General features: G+C 63.8%; 20 protein-coding genes and 1 pseudogene. 12 read left to right on the forward strand and 9 right to left on the reverse strand.

Annotated elements, in window-relative coordinates; translation table 11 throughout:
* Nucleotides 1-9: 9 nt before the first annotated feature.
* From lhpI to PspS04_RS15850, 8 genes are all read left to right on the forward strand, one after another.
* Nucleotides 10-1,788, forward strand: a complete 1,779-nt coding sequence (lhpI, locus tag PspS04_RS15815) for a cis-3-hydroxy-L-proline dehydratase (protein WP_159996455.1) — start codon at nucleotides 10-12, stop codon at nucleotides 1,786-1,788.
* Nucleotides 1,781-2,446, forward strand: a complete 666-nt coding sequence (locus PspS04_RS15820) for an amino acid ABC transporter permease (protein WP_095169116.1) — start codon at nucleotides 1,781-1,783, stop codon at nucleotides 2,444-2,446. The genes lhpI and PspS04_RS15820 overlap by 8 nt, the downstream gene beginning before the upstream one ends.
* 10 nt (nucleotides 2,447-2,456) lie before the next feature.
* Nucleotides 2,457-3,107 carry an amino acid ABC transporter permease gene (locus tag PspS04_RS15825; protein WP_095169115.1) on the forward strand — a complete coding sequence of 217 codons (651 nt, stop codon included), beginning with the start codon at nucleotides 2,457-2,459 and terminating at the stop codon, nucleotides 3,105-3,107.
* Complete coding sequence (locus tag PspS04_RS15830; RefSeq protein WP_159996457.1) at nucleotides 3,100-3,822, forward strand: amino acid ABC transporter ATP-binding protein; 723 nt, start codon at nucleotides 3,100-3,102, stop codon at nucleotides 3,820-3,822. Before PspS04_RS15825 ends, PspS04_RS15830 begins: the two co-directional genes overlap by 8 nt.
* Nucleotides 3,823-4,883: 1,061 nt before the next feature.
* Nucleotides 4,884-5,912, forward strand: a complete 1,029-nt coding sequence (locus tag PspS04_RS15835) for a trans-3-hydroxy-L-proline dehydratase (protein WP_159996459.1) — start codon at nucleotides 4,884-4,886, stop codon at nucleotides 5,910-5,912.
* A 113-nt stretch (nucleotides 5,913-6,025) separates the two neighbouring features.
* A complete protein-coding gene (locus PspS04_RS15840) occupies nucleotides 6,026-6,943 on the forward strand; it encodes a dihydrodipicolinate synthase family protein (RefSeq protein WP_159996461.1) in 918 nt (305 codons plus the stop codon).
* A 71-nt stretch (nucleotides 6,944-7,014) separates the two neighbouring features.
* Entirely contained in the window at nucleotides 7,015-8,406 is a 1,392-nt protein-coding gene (gene abaF, locus PspS04_RS15845; RefSeq protein ID WP_095169111.1) for a fosfomycin efflux MFS transporter AbaF, read from the forward strand.
* 147 nt (nucleotides 8,407-8,553) lie between these two features.
* On the forward strand, nucleotides 8,554-10,140 hold the full coding sequence (locus PspS04_RS15850; RefSeq protein ID WP_159996463.1) for an aldehyde dehydrogenase (NADP(+)): 1,587 nt from the start codon (nucleotides 8,554-8,556) through the stop codon (nucleotides 10,138-10,140).
* Nucleotides 10,141-10,240: 100 nt separating this feature from the next.
* Here the strand turns inward: PspS04_RS15850 and PspS04_RS15855 are convergent, their stop codons facing one another.
* Together PspS04_RS15855 and PspS04_RS15860 are read right to left on the reverse strand one after the other, a co-directional pair.
* The gene (locus tag PspS04_RS15855; RefSeq protein WP_159996465.1) at nucleotides 10,241-11,248 is read right to left on the reverse strand and encodes an Ldh family oxidoreductase; all 1,008 of its coding nucleotides are present in this window, start codon (nucleotides 11,246-11,248) and stop codon (nucleotides 10,241-10,243) included.
* Between the two features lie 106 nt (nucleotides 11,249-11,354).
* Nucleotides 11,355-12,185: pseudogene (locus PspS04_RS15860) on the reverse strand (aldo/keto reductase); the annotation flags it as partial.
* 30 nt (nucleotides 12,186-12,215) lie between these two features.
* On the opposite strand from PspS04_RS15860, the gene PspS04_RS15865 reads away from it, so the two are divergent.
* Nucleotides 12,216-12,980: an alpha/beta hydrolase gene (locus PspS04_RS15865; protein WP_159996469.1), complete on the forward strand. Its 765-nt coding sequence runs from the start codon at nucleotides 12,216-12,218 to the stop codon at nucleotides 12,978-12,980.
* Between the two features lie 30 nt (nucleotides 12,981-13,010).
* Here the strand turns inward: PspS04_RS15865 and PspS04_RS15870 are convergent, their stop codons facing one another.
* On the reverse strand, nucleotides 13,011-14,567 hold the full coding sequence (locus tag PspS04_RS15870) for a TerC family protein (RefSeq protein ID WP_159996471.1): 1,557 nt from the start codon (nucleotides 14,565-14,567) through the stop codon (nucleotides 13,011-13,013).
* A 573-nt stretch (nucleotides 14,568-15,140) separates the two neighbouring features.
* Entirely contained in the window at nucleotides 15,141-16,544 is a 1,404-nt protein-coding gene (locus PspS04_RS15875; protein WP_159996473.1) for an MFS transporter, read from the reverse strand.
* A 128-nt stretch (nucleotides 16,545-16,672) separates the two neighbouring features.
* Between PspS04_RS15875 and PspS04_RS15880 the strand changes: the two genes are divergently transcribed.
* Together PspS04_RS15880 and PspS04_RS15885 are read left to right on the forward strand one after the other, a co-directional pair.
* Nucleotides 16,673-17,605: a LysR family transcriptional regulator gene (locus PspS04_RS15880; RefSeq protein WP_159996475.1), complete on the forward strand. Its 933-nt coding sequence runs from the start codon at nucleotides 16,673-16,675 to the stop codon at nucleotides 17,603-17,605.
* Nucleotides 17,606-17,661: 56 nt separating this feature from the next.
* On the forward strand, nucleotides 17,662-18,303 hold the full coding sequence (locus PspS04_RS15885; RefSeq protein WP_159996477.1) for an alanyl-tRNA editing protein: 642 nt from the start codon (nucleotides 17,662-17,664) through the stop codon (nucleotides 18,301-18,303).
* A gap of 122 nt (nucleotides 18,304-18,425) precedes the next feature.
* Here the strand turns inward: PspS04_RS15885 and PspS04_RS15890 are convergent, their stop codons facing one another.
* The 4 genes from PspS04_RS15890 to PspS04_RS15905 form a co-directional block, all read right to left on the reverse strand.
* The gene (locus PspS04_RS15890) at nucleotides 18,426-19,022 is read right to left on the reverse strand and encodes a LysE family translocator (protein WP_159996479.1); all 597 of its coding nucleotides are present in this window, start codon (nucleotides 19,020-19,022) and stop codon (nucleotides 18,426-18,428) included.
* A gap of 51 nt (nucleotides 19,023-19,073) precedes the next feature.
* Nucleotides 19,074-19,910 (reverse strand): AraC family transcriptional regulator, encoded by an 837-nt coding sequence (locus tag PspS04_RS15895; RefSeq protein ID WP_159996481.1) that lies wholly within the window; start codon nucleotides 19,908-19,910, stop codon nucleotides 19,074-19,076.
* An 87-nt stretch (nucleotides 19,911-19,997) separates the two neighbouring features.
* Complete coding sequence (locus tag PspS04_RS15900) at nucleotides 19,998-20,432, reverse strand: MAPEG family protein (RefSeq protein WP_159996483.1); 435 nt, start codon at nucleotides 20,430-20,432, stop codon at nucleotides 19,998-20,000.
* Nucleotides 20,429-20,755, reverse strand: a complete 327-nt coding sequence (locus tag PspS04_RS15905) for a DUF2834 domain-containing protein (protein WP_159996485.1) — start codon at nucleotides 20,753-20,755, stop codon at nucleotides 20,429-20,431. Before PspS04_RS15905 ends, PspS04_RS15900 begins: the two co-directional genes overlap by 4 nt.
* A 115-nt stretch (nucleotides 20,756-20,870) precedes the next feature.
* Here PspS04_RS15905 and PspS04_RS15910 point away from each other — a divergent pair, with 115 nt between their 5' ends.
* Nucleotides 20,871-21,692, forward strand: a complete 822-nt coding sequence (locus PspS04_RS15910) for a helix-turn-helix domain-containing protein (protein ID WP_237234922.1) — start codon at nucleotides 20,871-20,873, stop codon at nucleotides 21,690-21,692.
* Nucleotides 21,693-22,325: 633 nt separating this feature from the next.
* Here PspS04_RS15910 and PspS04_RS15915 read toward each other — a convergent pair.
* Entirely contained in the window at nucleotides 22,326-23,426 is a 1,101-nt protein-coding gene (locus PspS04_RS15915) for a polyamine ABC transporter substrate-binding protein (RefSeq protein ID WP_095169097.1), read from the reverse strand.
* Nucleotides 23,427-23,476 lie beyond the last annotated feature (50 nt).

The following is a 23,476-nucleotide window of genomic DNA, read 5'->3' on the forward strand; positions in this document are numbered from 1 at the left end:
GTGTCCGGCATGCCTAGGCTCACTTCTCTGACCGGGCGCTGTCTGGTCCCGGGCGCCGCCGAAGGCGCCTTGCTGTTCGCCGATGTCGGCCTGAGTTTCTGGGGCGGGGTCGATCCGTGCAGCGGTGAGGTCATCGACCGTCACCACCCCCTCAGCGGCCAACACCTGGCCGGCCGGGTGCTGGCGATTCCCAGCGGCCGCGGCTCCTGTACTGGCAGCAGCGTGCTGATGGAGTTGATCAGCAACGGTCATGCCCCAGCGGCACTGGTGCTGGCCGAACCGGATGAGATCCTGACCCTGGGCGTGCTCGTGGCGCAGACGATTTTCCAACGTTCCCTGCCGGTGCTGTGCATCGGCCGGGAGGCCTTTGCCACCCTGCGCGGCATGGCTGTCGCGCGGGTCGAAGACAGCGCCCTGAGCCTGTTCGAGCAAGCACCCGAAGATGCCTGGCAGGCACCCGACAACACCCTGCGCAAACCCGACAACCATAGCACCCTGGAGCTCAGCGAACTGGATCAGGCACTGCTCGCCGGCCACCATGGCCAGGCCGCGCAAGTGGCGATGCAGATCGTCCTGCGCATGGCCCGGTTGCAGGGCGCGCAACGCCTGGTGGATGTCACCCAGGCGCACATCGACGGCTGCATCTACACCGGTCCGGCCAGCCTGCGGTTTGCCGAACAACTGGTGCAGTGGGGCGCGAAAGTGCGCGTGCCCACCACCCTCAATTCGATCTCCGTGGACCAGCGCCGCTGGCGCGAACTGGGCATCGATCCTGCCCTCGGCGTACCGGCCAGTGCCCTGGGAGATGCCTACATGGCGATGGGCGCACAACTGAGCTTCACCTGTGCACCGTACCTGCTCGACAGCGCCCCCCAGGCCGGCGAGCAGATTGTCTGGGCTGAATCGAATGCCGTGGTCTACGCCAACAGCGTGCTCGGCGCGCGGACCCTCAAGTACCCGGACTACCTGGACATCTGCATTGCCCTCACCGGCCGTGCGCCCCTGATCGGCTGCCACCTGGACGCCCAGCGCAAGGCCGGTCTGCAGGTGCAGGTACCCGAACTGGCGGACCTGGACGACGCGTTCTACCCGCTGCTCGGCTACCACATCGGCGCCCTGGCAGGCAGCCGCATTCCCCTGGTGCTGGGCCTGGAACAGCGCCAACCGAGCCTGGATGATCTCAAGGCCTTCGGCGCGGCGTTCGCCACTACATCGGCGGCGCCGATGTTCCATATTGCCGGGGTCACCCCCGAGGCGCTCGACCCGCGCCAGGTGCTGGAGGCCGACGTCCTGCTCCCCCAGGAAAACATCCACCTGCAAGACCTGCTGGTGAGCTGGCGTGAACTCAACAGCGCCCGCGACAGCCGGGTCGATATGGTCTCCCTGGGCAACCCGCACTTTTCCCTGAGTGAATTTGGCCACTTGGCGCGCTTGTGTCGCGGCCGGCACAAGCACCCCGCGGTGGTGGTCGCCATCACCTGCGGCCGTGCAGTGCTGGAGCAGGCGCGGGCCGCCGGGCACATCGCGGTGATTGAAGCCTTCGGCGCGACCCTGGTCACCGACACCTGCTGGTGCATGCTCGGCGAGCCGGTGATCCCGCTGACGGCCACCACCCTGATGACCAACTCGGGCAAATACGCCCACTACGCACCCGGCCTGGTGGGGCGCAAGGTGCACTTCGCCAGCCTCAAGGAATGTGTCGAAGCCGCCTGCACCGCCACGGCCAGCGGACGCCTGCCGGCCTGGCTGCAACCTGCTGCCCGCCTGGAGAATCCTGCGCATGTTTGACTACAGCTTCCAATGGCGCTCGGCCCTGCGCGCCCTGCCGGACATGCTTGCCGGCGCCCTGGTGACCTTCGAGACGGCAGCCCTGTCGATGATCTTCGGGGTGCTGATCGCCCTGGCCCTGACGGTGATGCGCGAAACCCGCAACCCGCTGCTGCGCGGGATCGGCAACGGCTGGGTATCGATTGCCCGCAACACCCCGTCGCTGTTCCAGATCTACGTCCTGTACTTCGGCCTGGGTTCGCTCGGCTTGCATGTCAGTTCGTGGTTCGCCCTGCTCGCCGGGATCACCTTCAACAACGCCGGCTATCTGGCGGAAAACTTTCGCGGCGGCCTCAAGGCCGTGCCCGACACCCAGGTGCGTGCCGCACGCTCGCTGGGCATGAGCGCGTTCCAGGCCTATCGCCTGATCATCGTCCCGCAACTGCTGCGCATCGTCTTCTACCCGCTGACCAATCAAATGGTCTGGGCGGTACTGATGACCTCGCTGGGGGTGATCGTCGGGCTGAACAACGACCTGACCGGGGTGACCCAGGACTACAACGTCAAGACGTTCCGCACCTTCGAGTACTTCGCCATTGCCGCGGTCCTGTACTACCTGATTGCCAAGGCGATCGTCGCGGTGGCCCGACTGCTGTCGTGGCGGCTGTTCCGTTACTGAGGAAGTGAGCATGTTTACCACCAGCTTCTCGATCAATGACCTGCTGTTCCTGCTCAACGGTGCCTGGGTCACGCTGCAACTGACGTTCTGGTCGATCATCCTCGGCACCGTGGCCGGGCTGCTGTTTGGCTTGCTGCGCGCCCTGATGCCACGGGCCAGCCTGCCCCTGGCCTGGGTGCTGGACGTGTTTCGCAGCGTGCCGTTGCTGATCCAGTTCGTGCTGTTCAACTCGCTGAAAAGCATCGTCGGCCTGAACATCAGCGCCTTCAGTGTCGGCTGCATCGTGCTGGGGGTGTACGCCGCGGCGTACTTCACCGAAATCGTGCGTAGCGGTGTGCTCTCGGTGCCCTACACCCTGCGCCGCGCCAGTCGTTCCCTGGGTCTGAGCTACCTGCAGGACCTGCGCTGGATCGTCCTGCCGATGGCTACCCGCGTGGCCTTCCCCGGCTGGCTGAACCTGGTCCTGAGCGTGATGAAAGACACCGCGCTGGTGATGTGGATCGGCATCGTCGAACTGCTGCGCGCCTCGCAAACCATCGTCACCCGCATCCAGGAGCCGTTGTTGGTGCTGTGCGTCGCGGGTCTGATCTATTACGTCATGAGCCTGGTGGTTGCCCGCCTGGGCGCTCGTCTGGAAAGAAGGTGGCAAGAAAATGATTGAGATCGACAACGTACACAAATCCTTCGGCGACCTGGAAGTGGTCAAGGGCGTCAGCCTGACGGTGAACAAGGGCGAGGTGGTGTCGATCATCGGCGGCTCCGGCTCCGGCAAGTCGACCCTGCTGATGTGCATCAACGGCCTGGAACCGATCCAGAAAGGCAACATCCGCGTCGACGGCATCGAGGTCCACGGCAACGGCACCGACCTCAACCGCCTGCGGCAGAAAATCGGCATCGTGTTCCAGCAATGGAACGCCTTCCCGCACCTGACGGTCCTGGAGAACGTGATGCTGGCGCCGCGCAAAGTGCTCGGCAAAAGCAAGGCCGAGGCTGAGGAGCTGGCGGTCAGGCAACTGACTCACGTGGGCCTGGGCGACAAGCTCAAGACCTTCCCCGGCAAGCTTTCCGGCGGCCAGCAACAACGCATGGCCATCGCCCGCGCCCTGGCGATGTCGCCGGACTACATGCTGTTCGACGAAGCCACCTCGGCCCTCGACCCGCAGTTGGTGGGCGAAGTCCTGGACACCATGCGCATGCTCGCCGAAGACGGCATGACCATGGTCCTGGTGACCCACGAAATCCGCTTCGCGCGGGATGTCTCCGACCGCGTGGCGTTCTTTCGCAACGGCCTGGTGCACGAGATCGGCTCGCCGGACCAGGTCATCGGCAACCCGCTGCACGCAGAGACGGCGGCGTTTCTCAAATCGGTGAAATAACCCCAATCCTGTGGGAGCTGGCTTGCCCGCGATGGTCGTCAACGATGACACGTGCAGTCTGGACAAACGCGTCGCTCTTGCGACCATCGCGAGCAAGCTCGCTCCCACAGGGTTGGGTGGTGTACACAAAATCGATGGCCGCCACAGATCAATGTGGGAGCTGGCTTGCCAGCGATGGTCGTCAACGATGACATGTGCAGTCTGGATAAACCCGTCGCTCTTGCGACCTTCGCGAGCAAGCTCGCTCCTACAGGGTTGGGTGGTGTACACAAAATCGATGGCCGCCACAGATCAATGTGGGAGCTGGCCAGCGATGGTCGTCAACGATGACATGTGCAGTCTGGATAGACGCGTCGCTCTTGCGACCATCGCGAGCAAGCTCGCTCCCACAGGGTTGGGTGGTGTACACAAAATCGATGGCCGCCACAGATCAATGTGGGAGCGGGCTTGAAGCGATGGTCGTCAACGATGACATGTGCAGTCTGGATAAACCCGTCGCTCTTGCGACCATCGCGAGCAAGCTCGCTCCCACAGGGTTGGGTGGTGTACACAAAATCGATGGCCGCCACAGATCAATGTGGGAGCTGGCTTGCCAGCGATGGTCGTCAACGATGACATGTGCAGTCTGGATAAACCCGTCGCTCTTGCGACCTTCGCGAGCAAGCTCGCTCCTACAGGGTTGGGTGGTGTACACAAAATCGATGGCCGCCACAGATCAATGTGGGAGCTGGCTTGCCAGCGATGGTCGTCAACGATGACATGTGCAGTCTGGATAAACGCGTCGCTCTTGCGACCTTCGCGAGCAAGCTCGCTCCTACAGGGTTGGGTGGTGTACACAAAATCGATGGCCGCCACAGATCAATGTGGGAGCTGGCTTGCCAGCGATGGTCGTCAACGATGACACGTGCAGTCTGGACAAACGCGTCGCTCTTGCGACCATCGCGAGCAAGCTCGCTCCCACAGGGTTGGGTGGTGTACACAAAATCGATGGCCGCCACAGATCAATGTGGGAGCGAGCCTGCTCGCGATGAGGCCCAAATAGACAACAACAGGAGGACAGCATGCGTTCATCAAAAGTCATTCACGTCGTCAGTTGCCACGCCGAAGGCGAGGTCGGTGATGTAATCGTCGGTGGCGTTGCACCGCCACCCGGCGCCACGCTGTGGGAACAGTCGCGCTGGATCGCCCAGGACCAGACCCTGCGCAACTTCGTGCTCAACGAACCGCGCGGCGGAGTGTTCCGCCACGTCAACCTGCTGGTGCCGGCCAAGGACCCGCGGGCGCAGATGGGCTGGATCATCATGGAACCGGCCGACACCCCGCCGATGTCCGGGTCCAATTCCCTGTGCGTGGCCACCGTGCTGCTGGACAGCGGCATATTGCCGATGACCGAACCACAAACCCGGCTGGTACTCGAAGCCCCGGGCGGCCTGATCGAAGCGGTCGCCGACTGCCGGGACGGCAAGGTGCAACGGGTGGAGGTGAAAAACGTGCCCTCCTTCGCCGATCGCCTCGACGCCTGGATCGAAGTCGAAGGCCTGGGATCGCTGCAGGTCGATACCGCCTACGGCGGCGACAGTTTTGTGATCGCCGATGCCCAAGCCCTGGGCTTCTCGATTCGTCCCGATGAGGCGGCGGACCTGGTGGCGGTCGGGCTGAAGATCACCCGCGCGGCCAACGAGCAACTGGGCTTCGTCCACCCGCTGAACCCAGAGTGGTCGCACATTTCCTTCTGCCAACTGGCGGCCCCGATCGTGGTGGAGAACGGCATCGCCACTGGCGCCAACGCGGTGGTGATCCAGCCCGGCAAGATCGACCGCTCGCCCACCGGCACCGGCTGCTCGGCACGCATGGCGGTGTTACACGCCAAGGGCCTGATGCAGGTCGGCGAACGCTTTATCGGCCGCTCGATCCTTGGCTCCGAGTTCCACTGCCGCATCGATTCGCTGACCGAAGTCGCCGGACGCGCTGCCATCTACCCGTGCATTTCCGGGCGGGCCTGGATCACCGGCACCCATCAACACCTGCTCGACCCCAGCGACCCGTGGCCACAAGGCTATCGCTTGTCGGACACCTGGCCCGGCGCCTGAGTCTGCCCGGACCAACGGCAGCAAAACCCCTGTTTATTTTGCAAAAAGCACTAGCCGAGCTTCGGCATTTAAAATATCGTATACGAAATACAAAAAACCAATCGGAGGCAACAATGAGCAAGCGCATTAACTGGAGTGGCGTCTTCCCCGCGGTGACCACCCAATTCAACGATGACTTCTCGATCAACCTGGAAAAAACCCACCAGGTGATTTCCAACGTGATTCGCGATGGCGTATCCGGGCTGGTGGTCTGCGGTTCGGTAGGCGAAAACACCTCCCTGACCGCGGAAGAGAAAATCGCCGTGACCGAAGTCGCGGTCGACGCTTCCCGCGGTCGGGTCCCGGTGATCTGCGGCGTGGCCGAGTTCACCAGCGTGCAAGCGGCCAAAGTGGCCAACGCCGTGCGCCGGGTCGGGGTCGATGGCGTGATGCTGATGCCAGCGCTGGTCTACGGCTCCAAGCCGTTCGAGACCGCCGAGCACTACCGCTACGTGGCGAAAAATGCCGACGTGCCGCTGATGGTCTACAACAACCCGCCGATCTACAAAAACGACGTGACCCCGGACATCCTGATTTCCCTGGCCGACTGCGACAACGTGGTGTGCTTCAAGGACTCCTCCGGCGACACCCGGCGCTTCATCGATGTGCGCAATGAAGTCGGCGATCGCTTCGTGCTGTTCGCCGGCCTCGACGACGTGGTCCTGGAAAGCATCGCCGTGGGTGCCGAAGGCTGGGTCTCGGGCATGTCCAACGTGTTCCCCAAGGAAGGCGAAACCATCTTCCGCCTGGCCAAGGCCGGGCGCTTCGCCGAAGCCATGCCGATCTATGAGTGGCTGATGCCGATCCTGCACCTCGATGCCCGTGCCGATCTGGTGCAGTGCATCAAGCTGTGTGAAGCCATCGCCGGTCGCGGCAGCGCGCTGACCCGTCCGCCACGCCTGGCCCTGCCGGAAGCCGATCGGGCATTCGTCGAGCAGATCATGGCCAAGGCCCTGGCCAACCGTCCGCAGTTGCCGGACGTCGGTCTCTGAGTGAGTGCCGGGCGGACCTTCGCAGGTCCGGCCCGGCTGCCTGTTTTTGCGCCCCTACAGGAAACGCCAGCATGTCCAACGCTCAACCCACTCAAAGCGCAACCACCCCCGCAGGACTCAAACGTGTCGTCGGCGCCGCCATGGCCGGTACCGTCGCCGAATGGTATGAATTCTTTCTCTACGGTACGGCCTCGGCACTGGTCTTCGGCCAGCTGTTCTTTCGCCAGACCGACAGCCCCATCGACGGCATCATCGCCGCCTTCGCCCTGTACGCCGTAGGCTTTCTCGCCCGTCCCCTGGGTGGCCTGGTGTTCGGTCACTACGGCGACAAATTCGGCCGCAAGCGGCTGCTGCAACTGAGCCTGGTGGTAGTCGGCATCACCACCTTCCTCATGGGCTGCCTGCCCGGCTTCGACCAGATCGGTTATGCCGCGCCGGTGTTACTGGTGCTGTTGCGATTGATCCAGGGCTTCGCCTTTGGTGGTGAATGGGGCGGCGCGATCCTGCTGGTCTCCGAACACTGCCCGGACAACCGTCGTGGGTTCTGGGCCAGTTGGCCACAAGCCGGGGTTCCGGCGGGCAACCTGGTGGCCACGGTCGCCCTGCTGCTGTTGTCGTCGAACCTGTCCGAGGAGCAATTCCTCGCCTGGGGCTGGCGCGTAGCGTTCTGGTTCTCGGCCGTGGTGGTACTGATCGGCTACTGGATTCGCACCAGCGTCGACGATGCCCCGATCTTCAAGGAAGCCCAGGCTCGCCAGGCGCAGACCAAGCAGCAACAACTGGGGGTGGTGGAAGTCCTGCGCCACCACTGGCGTGCGGTGCTGGTGGGAATCGGCGCACGGTTTGCCGAGAACATCCTCTACTACACGGTGGTGACCTTCTCCATCACGTACCTCAAGCTGGTGGTGCACAAGGACACCTCGGAAATCCTGTTCCTGATGTTCGGCGCCCACCTGCTGCATTTCTTCCTGATCCCGCTGATGGGCTACCTGTCGGATATCGTCGGACGCAAACCGGTGTACCTGACCGGGGCGGTACTCACCGCGTTCTGGGGCTTCATCGGCTTCCCGCTGATGGACACCGGCAACAACTGGCTGATCATGGCGGCGATTACCCTGGGCCTGGCCATCGAGTCGATGACCTACGCGCCCTACTCGGCGCTGATGGCCGAGATGTTCCCCACCCATGTGCGCTACACCGCCCTGTCGCTGTGCTACCAGGTGGCGCCGATCTTCGCCGGTTCGCTGGCTCCGCTGATCGCCATCACCCTGCTGAACAAGTACCACAGCTCGACACCGATCGCCTGGTACCTGGTCGGCGCGTCGCTGATCTCCATCGTGGCCGTCGGCCTGACTCGGGAAACCCGTGGCAAGTCCTTGCACCTGGTGGATGCCGAATCCGCGGCACGGATCGCCGCCCTCGACCCGAACGCCACCCCACGCCGCGCCGACTCACTGGCGTAACCCGGTCTGTCTGTTGGGGTGGGCTCCCGCTTGCGGCCCCCGCTTGCGGCGCCTGTTTGCGGTGCCTGTTTGCGGTGCCCGCTTGCGGCGTGCTCCCGCCCCGACAAAATCAGCAGAGCCGACCCCATTTTTCACAGGAGCTTTTGCATGTCCGACCTTCTCGGCCACAACTACATTGGTGGTGCCCGCAGCGCCGCTGGCAGCCAAACCTTGCGCAGTTACGACGCCAGCACCGGCGAGCCCCTGTCCTACGCTTTCAGCCAGGCTACCGAGGCTGAGGTGGACGCCGCCGCCCAGGCCGCCGCGAGCGCCTATCCGGCCTTTCGCAGCTTGGCGGCCAGTCGCCGCGCCGAGTTCCTCGAGGCCATTGCCGAACAACTGGAGGCGCTGGATGAACAGTTCAGCGCCCTGGTCAGCCGCGAGACCGCGTTGCCGACAGCGCGCATTCAGGGCGAACGGGGTCGCACCAGTGGCCAGATGCGTCTGTTCGCCCAAGTCCTGCGCCGCGGCGATTTTTATGCCGCGCGCATCGACCGCGCCCTGCCCGATCGCCAGCCATTGCCCCGCGTGGACCTGCGTCAGTACCGGATCGGTGTGGGTCCGGTGGCAGTGTTTGGCGCCAGCAATTTCCCCCTGGCCTTCTCCACCGCCGGCGGCGACACGGCCGCAGCCCTGGCCGCCGGATGCCCGGTGGTGTTCAAAGCCCACAGCGGACATATGGCGACGGCCGAACGAGTCGCCGATGCGATCATCCGCGCCGCCGAACAGACCGGCATGCCCAAGGGTGTGTTCAACATGATCTACGGTGCCGGGGTCGGTGAAACCCTGGTCAAGCATCCGGCGATCCAGGCAGTCGGGTTTACCGGTTCATTAAAAGGCGGTCGAGCCCTGTGCGACATGGCCGCCGCACGCCCGCAACCGATCCCGGTGTTCGCCGAGATGAGCAGCATCAACCCGGTGCTGGTACTGCCCGAAGCCCTGCGGGTACGGGGTACGACAATCGCCAGTGAACTAGTGGCCTCGGTGGTCCAAGGGTGCGGGCAGTTCTGCACCAACCCAGGCTTGGTGATCGGGATTCGCTCTGGCGAATTCAGTGCCTTCATCGAGCAACTCAGTGCCCTGATGGCCGAGCAGCCGGGGCAAACCATGCTCAACGCCGGCACGCTGGCGAGCTATACCCGGGGGGTCGAAGCGTTGCACGCGCATCCGCAGGTCAGCCACCTCGCCGGCCGCGCGCAACAGGGTCGCCAGGCCCAGCCGCAGTTGTTCAAGGCCCACAGCCGTCTGTTGCTCGAGGGTGACCGGCTGCTGCAGGAGGAAGTCTTCGGTCCGACCACCGTGCTGGTGGAAGTGGCCGACGCCGCTGAACTGCAGCGCGCGCTGCACGGCTTGCACGGTCAACTGACGGCGACGCTAATTGCCGAAGCCGCTGACTTGCAGGCCCATGGCGAGCTATTGCCGTTGCTGGAGCAGAAGGTTGGCCGGGTGCTGTTCAACGGCTACCCGACCGGGGTCGAGGTGTGTGATGCGATGGTCCACGGCGGCCCTTACCCTGCCACCTCCGATGCTCGAGGCACCTCGGTCGGCAGCCTGGCCATCGAGCGTTTCCTGCGCCCGGTGTGCTACCAGAACTGCCCCGACCAGCTACTGCCCGAGCCCCTGAAAAACGCCAACCCACTGGCCATCAACCGCCTGGTTGACGGCAAACAGCAACGTGAAGCCATCAGCCAATAAGCGGGTTGCTCCAGGTGAGCGGGTGTATGCGGAACCTGTGGGCACCTAATATCACTGTAGGAGCGGGCGCCCGCTTGCGGCGCCCGCTACTTCTAAGGGTTCAGGCCAACAACGCCTTCAGGTCGTGGTACAGCGCCTCGGGGATCTGCACACCTTCTACCTGGCTGCGGGCTCGCGCTTCATAGCGGCGTTGCGATGGCAAACGGGCGCCTTGGCCTTCGATACTCTGGAACAGGGTTTCGGCACGGGCCAGGTGTTGCTCGGTGGCGTCGCCAAGGAAGCGCCGTGGGTCGAGGGCGATGATCAGTTCGCCGTGGTACGGCGAGGATTTGCTGCCCGCATCGTAAGCCAGGGATTCGGCGCTGGTCAGGTCACCGATCAATGGCCCGGCGATCAACTCCACCATGGCCGCCAGTGCCGAACCCTTGTGCCCACCGAAGGTCAGCATCGCACCGCTGTCGAGCACCACGTTGGCATCGGTACTCGGCCGCCCCTGCCCATCCACGCCCCAGCCTTGGGGAATCGCCTTGCCGGCTCGGCGGTGCAATTCGATATCGCCGCGGGCGATTGCACTGGTGGCGAAGTCAAAGACAAACGGCTCCTGGCCCGCGCGCGGCCAGCCGAAGGCAATCGGGTTGGTGCCGAACACCGGCTGACTGCCGCCAGCCGGTGCGACCCAGGCATGGCTCGGGTTGCAGGCCAACGCCACCAGGCCGGCCGCGGTGAGTTGCTCGATCTCCACCCACAACGCGGAAAAATGCACACAGCGATTGATCGCCAGGGCAGCAATCCCGTTGGCCCGGGTTTTCGCCGCCAGCATCGGCAACCCGGCCTGGAACGCCAGTTGGGAAAAGCCGCCGGCCGCGTCGACCCGCACGATCGAGGGCGCCTGGTCGATGACCTGGGGCTCGGCATCGGCCGAGACCTTGCCGGCCCGCAGTGAATTCACGCAGCCGAGAACCCGGTACAAACCGTGGGAGGCGCAGCCATCGCGCTCGCCGGCGATCACCGTGTTGCTCACTGCCTGGGCGTGGGCGGAGTTAAAACCGTTGTGCAGCAGGATCGATTCGGCCAGCTCGCGGGCTTCGGCCAGGGACAGTCGGATCATAGTCAGCTCCTTGAACAGACCGTCCAGACTCGCCCATTCCACCGCCCCCGGCTTGATCGCTTTAAGCCTGGGCGATGACGATTTCGGCACAACCTGGCGCAATCCGTCAGTCGATCAGATCAATCAACTGCTCACGCTGCGCCCCCGTCAGCATCGAGCCAAAACCGGCACCGGCATTTTCGCTCATCAAGCGCGGGTGGCGGGTACCGGGGATGACGCACGTCACCGCGCTATGGGACAACACAAACTTCAGCGCCAGTTGCGCCCAACTGCTGACCTGCACTTGCCCCGCCCAACCTGGCAACGGCTTGCCTTTGAGCCTGGCCAGCAAGTCACCGCCGCCAAACGGCCGGTTGCAGATCACCGCCACCCCTCGCTCGCGACACAACGGCAACAGGCGCTTCTCGGCGGCCCGGTCATCGAGGGCATAGTTGATCTGCAGGAAGTCCAGCGACTCGGCCTTGAGCAGGGCCTCGACCTCGGCATAGGCGCTGGCGCTGTAATGGCTGACGCCGATGTAGCGAATCCGCCCGGCCGCCTTCCACTCTCGCAGCGTCGGCAGATGGCTCTGCCAGTCCAGCAAGTTGTGGATCTGCATCAGGTCGACACGGTCAGTCTGCAGCAAGCGCAAGGACTGCTCCATTTGCCGAATGCCTTCATCGCGACCTCGGGTCCACACCTTGGTCGCCAGGAAGGCCGGCGAACGCGGCTCGTGGATCGACAGCAACTCGCCACTGGTCTGTTCGGCCCGCCCATACATCGGCGAGCTGTCGAGCAGCGTGCCGCCCTTAGCGAACAACGCATCGAGCACCGCCGGCAACTGTTGGTAGGACGCCGTTCCCGGTGCGACATCAAAGCCGCGATAGGTGCCCAACCCGACGATGGGCAAGGGTTCGGAACTGGAAGGAATGGCGCGGGTCAGCATGTTCATGCCTCCTGGTCCGATCGATGTACTAACGTTAGACGAATGTCGCGCATCCTGATGTCCATCGTGCTCATCGCTGTAGCGCTGTACCTCGCGCTCTGTACGGGACTGTGGGTGTTCCAGCGCGCGCTGATCTACTACCCGCAAGCGCGTTCCGCTGACAGCGCGACAACCCTAGTGAGGCTTGCGGTGGATGAGACCCAGGTGCTGGTCAGCGTCCGTCAGCGCGACGGGCCCCAGGCCCTGATCTACTTCGGCGGTAATGCCGAGGATGTCTCGGCGAACCTGCCGCAGTTTGCCCAGGCCTTTACCGATCACGCCCTGTACCTGATGCACTACCGGGGTTTTGGCGGCAGCGGCGGCTCACCTTCGGAGGAAGCGATTGCCGCGGATGCGCTGGCACTGTTCGATCAGGTCTACGCCGAGCACCGACAGGTTGTGGTGGTCGGTCGCAGTCTAGGCTCTGGGGTCGCGGTGCGCCTGGCCAGCCAACGGCCGGTGGCGCGACTGATCCTGATTACCCCCTACAACAGCCTGGAAGAGCTGGCCGCCCGCCAGTTGCCAATCTTCCCGGTGCACTGGCTGCTGCGCGACCGCTACGACTCCTGGAAGTACGCCCCGCGCATCCTGGTGCCAACCCTGCTGCTGGCCGCCGAACATGACGAGGTCATCCCCCGCGCCAGCACCGAGCGTCTGCTACGCCAGTTCGCCCCCGGCGTGGCCAGGCTCGAGGTCATACCCGGCACGGGACACAACTCCATCGCCGCCAGCCCCAGGTACCTGCCGTTGCTGCGCGATGGGATGTGAGGGCTGCGTCAACGGCCGCAGGACGTTCATTCAACTTGGCAACACTGGGCTAAGTAATACCCGCGTCACCCGCCGCTCTTCGACCTCGACCACGGTCAGGTTCCACCCTTCCCAGGTGAGTGTGTCGCCAATCACCGGCAGGCGGTCCAGCAGGCTCATGACCAGTCCCGCGAGGGTCTGGTAGTCATCCGTGGCCTTGGCCTGGAAGCCGATCTGCTGGCGCACCTGGCTCAGGTTCAAGGCGCCGCTGACCAGGAAACCATTGCCCTGGGCGACAATGTTCGGGCCTTCGATTTCGCTGGCGTCCGGCAACTCACCGGCGATCGACTCAAGGATGTCGGTCATGGTCAGCAAGCCAATGAAGTCACCGAACTCGTTCACCACAAAGGCGATGTGCGTCGACTCCTTGCGCATCTGTTCCAGCGCATTGAGGATCGAAAAACTCTCCAGCAGGTTGATCGACGTGCGGGCCATGGCTTCCAGGTTGGGCTGGTGGCCTGCGAGCAATTCCTTGAGCAGCTCTTTCTTGTGGACGAAGCCCAGCGGCTCATCGATGCGGCCCTCGCGGATCAACGGCAACCGCGAGTACGAGGAGTGCATCAGTGTGGTCCGGATCGCCTCGGCCGAGTCGGCCAGGTCAATGTAATCGACCTCGGCCCGCGGCGTCATCGCGCTGCGGATCGGCCGCTCGGCCAATTGCAGGACGCCGCTGATCATCACCCGCTCGCGGCGATCGAAGACCTGATCGGCGTCAGTGCCTTCGAGCATGTCGGCAATCTCCTCGCCCACTTCATCGGCGTGCAAGCTACGCCCGCCGAGCAAACGCAACACTGCGTGCGCAGTGCGCTCGCGCATCGGCCGGTGCCCTTGCAGACTCTTCTTGCGCCGCGCCCGCGCCAACTGGTTGAACAGCTCGATCAGGATCGAGAAGCCAATGGCCGCGTAGAGGTAGCCTTTGGGGATGTGGAAACCCAGGCCCTCGGCGGTCAGGCTGAAGCCGATCATCATCAAAAAGCCCAGGCAGAGCATGATCACCGTCGGGTGGCCGTTGACGAAGCGCGTCAGCGGCTTGCTGGCGATGATCATCAGGCCGATGGAGAACACCACGGCAATCATCATCACCGACAGGTGTTCGACCATGCCCACCGCAGTGATGACCGCGTCCAGCGAGAACACCGCATCCAGCACCACGATTTGCGCCACGATTGGCCAGAACAGCGCATAGGCGGCCGTCCCGGTGCGGGTGGCAACGTGGCCTTCGAGACGCTCGTGCAACTCCATGGTCGCCTTGAACAACAGGAACACACCACCGAACAACATGATCAGGTCGCGGCCAGAGAAGACCTTGTCGAACACCTCGATCAAGGGCTCCGTGAGGGTCACCATCCACGAAATACTCGCCAGCAAGCCCAGGCGCATCAGCAATGCCAGCGACAGGCCGATGACCCGGGCACGGTCACGCTGCTCGGGCGGCAGTTTGTCGGCCAGGATGGCAATGAACACCAGGTTGTCGATGCCGAGCACCAGCTCCAGCACAATCAGGGTCAACAGGCCAAGCCAGGCCGTGGGATCTGCAATCCATTCCATAGGGATTATTTACTCTCTCGAATCAGCTTGAACGATTGACGCGCACGCAAGTACGACGCCCTGCAACGCACAATGGGGGCGGTTTGGTTCGGGGTAAAGGGTGCTGCGCAACAGGCGAGGAAGGTGCCTGGGCGGTTTATCGCAACCGTGATAGGTGCGATGGACCTACGGGCGCTGACTGAGGGAAACGAGGCTGCAAGGTGAGCGAAGCGACTGGGAGGCTCCAGGAGGGTGTTCATACGGACCTGTAGAAAATTGGGTCCATGATCCTACAGTGCGGCAGGGTTTTTCTGCCGCGCAGAGTTATTACAAGATTTGACACGATCGACCACTGATTACACCGGGGAAATGGTGGCAAGGGCGCCGATCATGATTGTCAGCAGAAGGAATCCACCGAGAAACATCGCCATCTTGAACATCGCGCCTCCAAAAATTTGTCCAGGGTTACGGCCCTATTGTGGCGCCCCGGCTGTACCGAAAACAGCGTCAGGTACAGATGAAAAATACGTATCAGATGGCGCTGTACGGCTTGGTTGAAGGCGAGCCCGTCGAGACGCTCGACCCTGATCAAAATCAGTCGGGAGTGCCTGACTGACCGCGTTTGCCCAGCGCAAAATGGCTTATCAGCAACGCCAGAATGATCAACACGGTGGCCACCGCGAAGCTGGCGTGCATCCCCTGGGCCAATGCGGGCGCAGACGCAACCGACACATCCGCCGCCGTGGAGAAGGCAAACAGCGCGCCCATGCACGCCGCCCCACTGATCAGCCCCAGGTTGCGCGACAGGCTGAGCAGGCCTGCCACCACGCCCCGTTGCTGCGGGTCGATGCCGGCCATGATCGAGGTATTGTTGGCCGCCTGGAACAACGCATAACTGGCGGTCAGCAACAGCATCGGCATGAGGTAGCCGGGCACTGCGCTGGCGCTCGGCAATAGCGCCAGCGCCGTGGCGCCAAGCGCCATCCCCAACAGCCCGGCCTGGGTCATGCGGCGCGTGCCCCAACGGTCGACCAGGCGCCCGGCTGGCACACCGCTGAGGGCCGCGACTGCGGGCCCCGCCGCCAGCACCAAGCCCACTGCCAGGGCATCGAGCCCCAGGCCGCGAGCCAGGTAAAACGGCCCGACCACCAGAGTCGACATGATCACCGTCGACACCAGCAGGCTCATCGCCAGACCCGCGCTCAATTGCCGATCGCCCAGCAGTTGCAGGCGGACCAAGGGTACCGCCACCCGCCCCTGGCGCCAGACAAACAGCCCAGCGCCCGCGGCTGCCAGCAGCAACAGCACCCAGTGCCCCTGGGTCATGGCCAACGCGTAGGCACCCAGGGTCAACGCCAGCACCAGGCTCCCTGGCAGATCAAAACCGCGCGGTTTGCCTTTGGCGAACGGCCCATCCGCCGGCAGGTAGCGCCAGGCCAGCCAGCCATTGAGCAGGCCCAGCGGCACGCTGACCAGGAAGATTGCCTGCCAGCCGCTGGCGACCAGCAACACCCCGCCCAGCGCCGGACCCAGCGTGGTGCCGATCGCCGACAGGCTGCCCAGCAGGCCCATGGCGCTGCCAATCCGCGCCTTGGGCACAGTCTCGCCCACCAGCGCCAGGGTCAGGGCGAGCATGATCGCCGCGCCAAATCCCTGCAGCGCCCGTGCTGCGATCAGCCAGCCAAGACTGGGCGCCAGGCCGCAGAGCAATGAGGCCAGGGTGAACAGGCTGATGCCACACAGCAGCAGGCGTCGCCGCCCCATGAGGTCACCGAGGCGACCGGCACTGACCAGCAAGGTGGTGATGCTCAGCAGGTAGGCCAGGACAATCCATTGCACCTGGGCAAAAGAGGCCTCGAACGTCCCGGCCAGGGCTGGCAGACCAGCATTGGCGATACTGGTATCGAGTGACGGCAACAGCATCGACAGTGACAGGCTGGCCAGTGCCCAGCGGCTCGGTGGCGCTTGGGCGGCGGTTGTTGTGGAGAGAGTGTTCATGGATTAGGCCTTGTGCTCGGTGATGGCGAAAGCCTATGCCTGAGTGAGATAAGGCGGAAGACGCAGCATTTACACTTTATAGCTGCAGCAAACGCCATCCCAGGTGCGCAGCGTGCTACCGTTGCCCAATGTCGACGCCTGATCTGAACCTGCTGATTACCCTGGACGCCCTGCTCGCCGAAGGCAGTGTGGCGCGCGCGGCCCAGCGTTTTCACTTGAGCCCCTCGGCGATGAGCCGGGCCCTGGCTCGTTTGCGCACCACCACCGGCGACCCGCTGCTGGTGCGGGCCGGGCGCAGCCTGGTACCGACGCCACGGGCCATCGAGCTGCGCGAACAGGTGCGCCAACTGGTGCAGGACGCCAGCGCCGTGTTGCGCCCCGTCGAACAGCTGGACATCGGGCATCTGGTGCGCACTTTCACGCTGCGCACCAGCGACGGATTTGTCGAAAACTTCGGCCCGGCATTGATCCAGCGCCTGGCCGCAGAGGCGCCCGGTGTGCGCGTGTACTTCCTGCAAAAGCTCAGCAAGGACAGCGCCCCCCTGCGCGAGGGAAGTGTCGACCTGGACACTGGCGTGGTCGAGCCAGGGACCAGCCCCGAGCTGCACACTCGCCTGCTGTTCGAGGATCGTTTTGTCGGCGTGGTACGCCACGGGCACCCCTTGAGCCAGGGCCAAATCACCGTTGCCCGCTACATGGACGGGCAACACGTGCTGGTTTCCCGTCGCGGCCTGGCCAAGGGGCTGCTGGATCAAACCTTCAATAGCCAGGGTCTGCAACGCAACATCGCGACCCTGGTCAGTGGATTCGCTGCCGCATTGGCGCTGACCCGCGACTCGCAGTTGATCGCCACGGTGCCCGAGCGCCATACCCGGCACTTGCGCAGTGAGCTGTTCAGTTTCACCTTGCCGCTGCCCACCCCGGCCATCGGCCTGTCGCTGATCTGGCACCCACGAATGGACGCCGACCCTGCCCATCGCTGGCTGCGCGGCTGCATACGCGAGGTGTGTACCCAGGTGCTTGCTCAACCCGACACGTTGAGCAAGATCGTTCAAGCCTGAAGCCAACAACCCTTCTATGATCTCGCCATCAACCTGCTCAAGGACGGTGGCAAACCATGGCGACGCACAAGCTCTTCTGGCAAGACCCTTATCGAACCGAGCTGCAAACGCGGGTCACCGCGGTCGAGGGGGATGCGGTGTGTCTCGAACAGACAGTGTTCTTTGCCTTTTCCGGTGGCCAGGAGAGTGACAGCGGAACCCTCGCGGGCCTTGCAGTGCTGGCGGCGGAAAAACATGGCCTGGAGATTGTCTACACCCTGCCCACCGGGCATGGCCTGCAGGTGGGCAGCGAGGTCGAGATGCGCATTGACTGGGCGCGGCGCTACCGCTTGATGCGCCTGCATTTTGCTGCGGAAATGGTCCTGCAACTGGTCTACCAGCTTGAACCGGGCATCACTCGCATCGGTGCCCATATCTCGGCCGACAAGGCGCGCATCGACTTTGCCCGCGAGACCAGCATCGCCACCCTGTTCCCGCAGATCGAGTCCCAGGTCGCTACCTTGTTGAGCGCCGACCTGCCCATCATCACCGCCTTCAGCGATGAAGCCGCGCAGCGCCGCTACTGGCACGTCGAAGGATTTGCGCGAATGGCCTGTGGTGGCACTCACCCACGCTCCACCGGGGAAATCGGCGCCCTCAAGCTCAAGCGCAAGAACACCGGCAAAGGCAAGGAGCGCATCGAAATCACGTTGCTCTAGGCGTCGCTGGCAAGCCAGCTCCCACAGGTTGAGTAGGTGTACCCAAAATCTGCGAACACCCAGAACCACTGTGGGAGCGGGCTTGCCCGCGATGGGGCCGGCCCATTCAACATCGATGATGCCTACACCAACACGCCCAACCAGGCCGACAGCAGCAGCAACACCGCCAACCCACGGTTCATCCGCACAAACGCCCGGGGCGAACGCAATACCCGGGCGCTGCCCACGCCCAACAGCGCCCACAGGGTCATGCACGGCAGGCAGGTCAGGAGGAACAACAGTGACAACAGCAGCATCCGCGACGCCTGTTCCCCGTCGCCGGCAAACACGCTCGCCACGGCCACCGCCATCATCCAGACTTTGGGGTTGATCACTTGCAGGGCCGCGGCGCCGAGCACGCCCATACCGGCGTCGCGCGTGTCGGTCGAATCCAGCGCAGGCGGTGGACTGCGAAAGATCTGCCAGGCCAACCAGCTCAGCCACAACGCCCCGGCCCAGACCATCGCCTGTTGCACGCGCGGGAACCGCAGCAGCGTCTCACCCAGCCCGAGCCCGACACTCAACACCACCAGCGCCGCCGCGACACAGGCGCCGAGAATAATCGGCAGGGTGGCAACCAATCCGCGCCGGGAACCGTGACTCAGGACCAGGATATTGAGTGGCCCCGGGGTGATCGAGGCCACGAAGGCAAACAACAGAAAAGGCAGGAACGACAGCATGGCAGGGACTCCTTGATCAGACAGGGGTCCATGCTCGCGCGCCGGCGGGGTTCAGTCTGGAAGGTTTGAGCAGCGCTTACGGTAATCGGCCGGGGTGAGCCGATAGGCACGGCGGAACCAGCGCCCCAGATGACTCTGATCGGCAAAACCCAGGGCACTGGCAACCTGCGCCGGAGTTTCGCCCCGCGCCAGCCACAAGCGCGCCCGGGCCAGGCGCAGCTGGATCAGATAGGCATGGGGCGCCAGCCCGAACGCCGCCTTGAAGGCGCGGCTCAGGCGAAAACGGTCGACGCCACAGACCTGGGCCAATTGATCCAGGCCGATGTCTTCAAAGGCGTGGGCCTGCAGGTAGTCACGCGCCACCTGGGCCACCCGTGGCAGGCGCGGATCATAGGTCTGGCGCTGACGCCAGTCGAGGTGCCGGGTGAGCGCGGCCAACAAGTTGTCGGTGGCGCTCTGGCGCACGATGCGCAACTCGCCCCGGTGCAGCGCCTGGAAAGCCTGGCCAATGCACATTGCCAGGCCCGGATCCTGGCTCAGGGTGTCGGCGAAGCCCAACTGGCTGTGCTGCGGCACCTGCTCGAACAGCAAGCGCAGTTGCTGCTCCAGCCACGCCGGATCGAAGTACAGCATGGAGTAGGTGAAACCTTCCTCGGTCGGGGCCTGCCCATCGTGGATTTCCCCCGGCTCCAGCATGAACACCTTGCCGGGCGTACTGAGGTGGCGCACCCGCCGGCAATTGAACTGCTGCACGCCCTGCTCGGTGATTCCCACCAGGAAGCTGTCGTGCCAGTGCGGGTCATAGGCGTGGCCCTGGAAATGCGCGCGGATCGACTCGATCCCAGTGTCGGGATCCTGGGACAGTTCGATCCAGTGGTGATCGTCCATGGTGCCTCCGGCGCCAGCACTGGGCAAAAAATTCGGGCGATCAACTTACCGCGCTTTGCATCTCGCTGTTTAGAAGATTTGTGCAGCTCATCCCGCCGCCGGAAAAATCCTCGCCGCCACCAGGCCGGCCATTGCCAGCAGGCAAGCCAGCCCTAGCCCATAGGCAATCGTGCGCCATGGCTGCCAGCCGCCGAGGTACATCAGGGTGTGCAGCACCCGGGCACTGGTGAACAGGCAAAACAACCCGGGTGCGAGCTGGTCATCGGCTTCCAGGGCCAGACACAAGCCGCCCAGCGCAAAGAACAGCGGAATGTTTTCCAGGTCATTGGCCCAGGCTTTGCCGGCCCGATGTACCTGGGGCAGTTCCTGAGGTAGCGCCGGGCGCTGGAAAAATCGCGCATCCTCAGCGTTGGTGAACACCCGGTGGCGGATACGAAAGAACCCCTGGTAGCAGGAGATGAGCAACATTTTCCCGAACAACAGCAGCACACACAGGGCATAGACGTGCAGCGGGCTGTTCATCCCTGCCCCCTGGCGCCGGGCTTGGCGCAAAAGCCATTGACCACCAGGTACAGCAGCGGGCCGATCGAGACGAAGATCGCGGTGAGCAGCAAATACGGCAGCACCGATACCAAGGAGCGGCCCTTGGCCCGGGCGTCCCGGTACATCCAGACGCCGGCCATGCCCGCCAGCAGGTAGAGATCGATGACCACCTGGGCGGTATCCGGCCGGGACAAAAGGCCCATCCCGAACGCCAGCAGCGATTGCTCGGCGATCAACAGGGTCCAGCCGGTGTACAGGGAAAATCCGCTCAAGGCGGCCAGGGCGAGATAGGGTCGAGACATGCGGTGCTTCCTGCAATCGGCGGTTGATGAGCAGCACGTTAGTGCTATCGTCGCCCGGCCCTCAATGACCTCTGAGGTCATGGACGCCTACCCCTTGCACGGCCAGAGTCAACGTATGGATATCCGACCCTTTCCCCGCACGACACCCCCGACCACCGCCGGCGAGCAGTTGCGCCTGCTGCGCCGCCAGGCCCGCCTGAGCCAGCTCGACCTCGCCTTGATCGCGGGGGTTTCCCAGCGTCACCTGAGCTGCATCGAAACCGGCCGCGCCCAGCCGAGCCCCGGCACCCTGCACAACCTGCTGACCGCCCTGGAGGCACCCTTGGAGCAGTGCAACCGCGTGTTCCTGGCATCCGGTTATGCGCCGCGCTACGAAGCGACGCCCCTGACGGCGCCGCCCATGGAGGCGGTGCGCGGCGCGATCAGCCATGTCCTGCACGCCAACAATCCCGCACCGGCGATTGTCCTGGGCAGCCACTGGCAAGTGCTGGCCGCCAACGCCAGCACTGCCGTGCTCTTCGACCTGGTGGGACTGCCGGCCGATGCGGCGGTGGAGCTCAACCTGCTGGTGACGCTGCTGCAGCCGGGCGGACTGGGCGACCATTTGCGCAACGCCGAGGAGATCCGCAGCCTGGCCTGGCAGCGCGCAACCCGCGAGGCCATGGCCAACCCGACCCTGGCCCAGCTCCTGGACACCCTGCCCGCCCCGGTCAACCCGCCGCCGATGACAGCCGAACTGCCGCCGCTGGTACTGACGCGCATCGACTGCGCCCAGGGCGAATTGAACTTCCTGTCGACCTTCACCACCTTCGGCATGCCCCAGGACATCACCCTGAGCTCACTGCGCATCGAGCACCTGATCCCGGCCGATGCCCAGACCTGGCAAATCATGACCCGAGCGTACGAGCAGTCGTTGCAAGGCAACACCGAGGGGTGAGGCTGCGCTCCCACAGGTCTGGTGGCCGTACGCAAAATCTGCAAGCAACCAAAGCCACTGTGGGGCTGGGCCGGGCGGCGCTCCGCTAGCCCGGGAAGGCGGTGTGCCAGGAACCATAAATGTTGGCTGTAGCGGCCCCATCGCGGGCAAGCCCGCTCCCACAAAGGAAATTCATACACTAGGAAAAAAGCAGGCCGGCCGGTAGGCCGCCTCGCCCGCCCTTACCACTCAGGCCGACTGTCAGGTCGCCGTGCTTTTGCTCTTGATCTTGATCCACCTGCCCCTTCGGCAGGCTGAGCGAAGGTGTCCATCAGGGGGGAGGCGCGTAGCGCCGTGCGGCGAAGCCGCATACATCGAGAGGAGGTGCAGCGAAGCAAACCGGAGGCGATGCCCCCGGATGGATACCGTAGCGAAGGGACCCCGAGCCTTGGCGAGGGGCCGAACGCTGGGGCTGAGACTTTTTGGGTACTTTTGTGTCGTTTGACAAAAGTGCCTCGCCGTAAGGGCGAAACCCTAAGCCGCCATCACCGCAGCAACGGATATACCCACAAAACCAGGACTTCACCCACTGCGCTGTAGACCGCTTCTAACCTGCCAGACCGCCACCTTGCGTGGCGGTCCAGGGCCATGGCCTTACTTGTCGGTCTTGATGCTGGTCCAGACCCGAGTACGCACCCGCTCCAGCTTTTGTGGCAACGGCTGCACCACATACAGGGTTTTCAACGCCTCGCTGGTGGGCGTCAGGTTGGGGTTGCCGGTAATTTCCGGGTTGATCAGCGCCAGTGAGTCCTTGTTGGCATTGGGGTAACCGAGGAAGTCACTGATGGGGGCGATGACTTTCGGGTCCAGCAGGTTGTTGAGAAACTCGTGGGCCTCGGAGACGTTTTTTGCGCTCTTGGGGATGGCAAAGGTGTCGAACCAGATCGGTGCGCCCTCCTTGGGCAGGCGCCAATCGACCACCACGCCGTTGCCGGATTCCTTGGCGCGGTTGCCGAACTGATAAAAGCTGCCGGAGTAACCGATGGCCACGCAAATATCGCCATTGGCGATGTCGGTCATGTACTTGGCCGAGTTGAAATAAGCCACGTAAGGGCGAACCTTGAGCAGCAGGGCCTTGGCCTTCTCGTAGTCATCCGGGTTCTGGCTGTTGGGGTCCAGCCCCAGGTAATGCAGGGCCAATGGCAGGATTTCCGTCGGCGAATCGAGCATGGCCACGCCGCAGGCTTTCAACTTCTCCATGTTCTCTGGCTTGAACACCAGGTCCCAACTGTCCACGGGGGCATTTTCACCGAGGGCGGCCTTGACTTTGGCCGGGTTGAAACCAATCAGCACCGTGCCATACATGTACGGCACGCCGTACTGGTTGCCCGGGTCGTTCTGGTTCAGCAGCTTGAGCAAGACCGGGTCCTGGTGCTGCCAGTTGGGTAACTTCGACTTGTCGAGTTTCTGGAACACCCCGGCCTTGATCTGGGTCTCGAGAAACTGGTTGGAGGGCACCACCAGGTCGTAACCCGAGTTGCCGGTCAACAACTTGGCCTCCAGGGATTCGTTGGTGTCGAAGGTGTCCCAGGTGACCTTGATACCACTTTGCTTGGCAAAGTCCTTGGGCACGGACGGCAGGATGTAGTCCGCCCAGTTGTACACCCTCAATTCGCGCTGTTCGGCGTGCACGGCGCTGGCTAGCAGCGTCAGCCCACACAAGGTGGCGCCCAGAATACGGTTCATCGTGACCATGAATGGTTTCCCCAAATGCGGCGTTAGTTCGACGGTTTTTATGTTCTGTA

This window comes from Pseudomonas sp. S04, assembly GCF_009834545.1.
In the GTDB taxonomy this organism is placed as follows: domain Bacteria; phylum Pseudomonadota; class Gammaproteobacteria; order Pseudomonadales; family Pseudomonadaceae; genus Aquipseudomonas.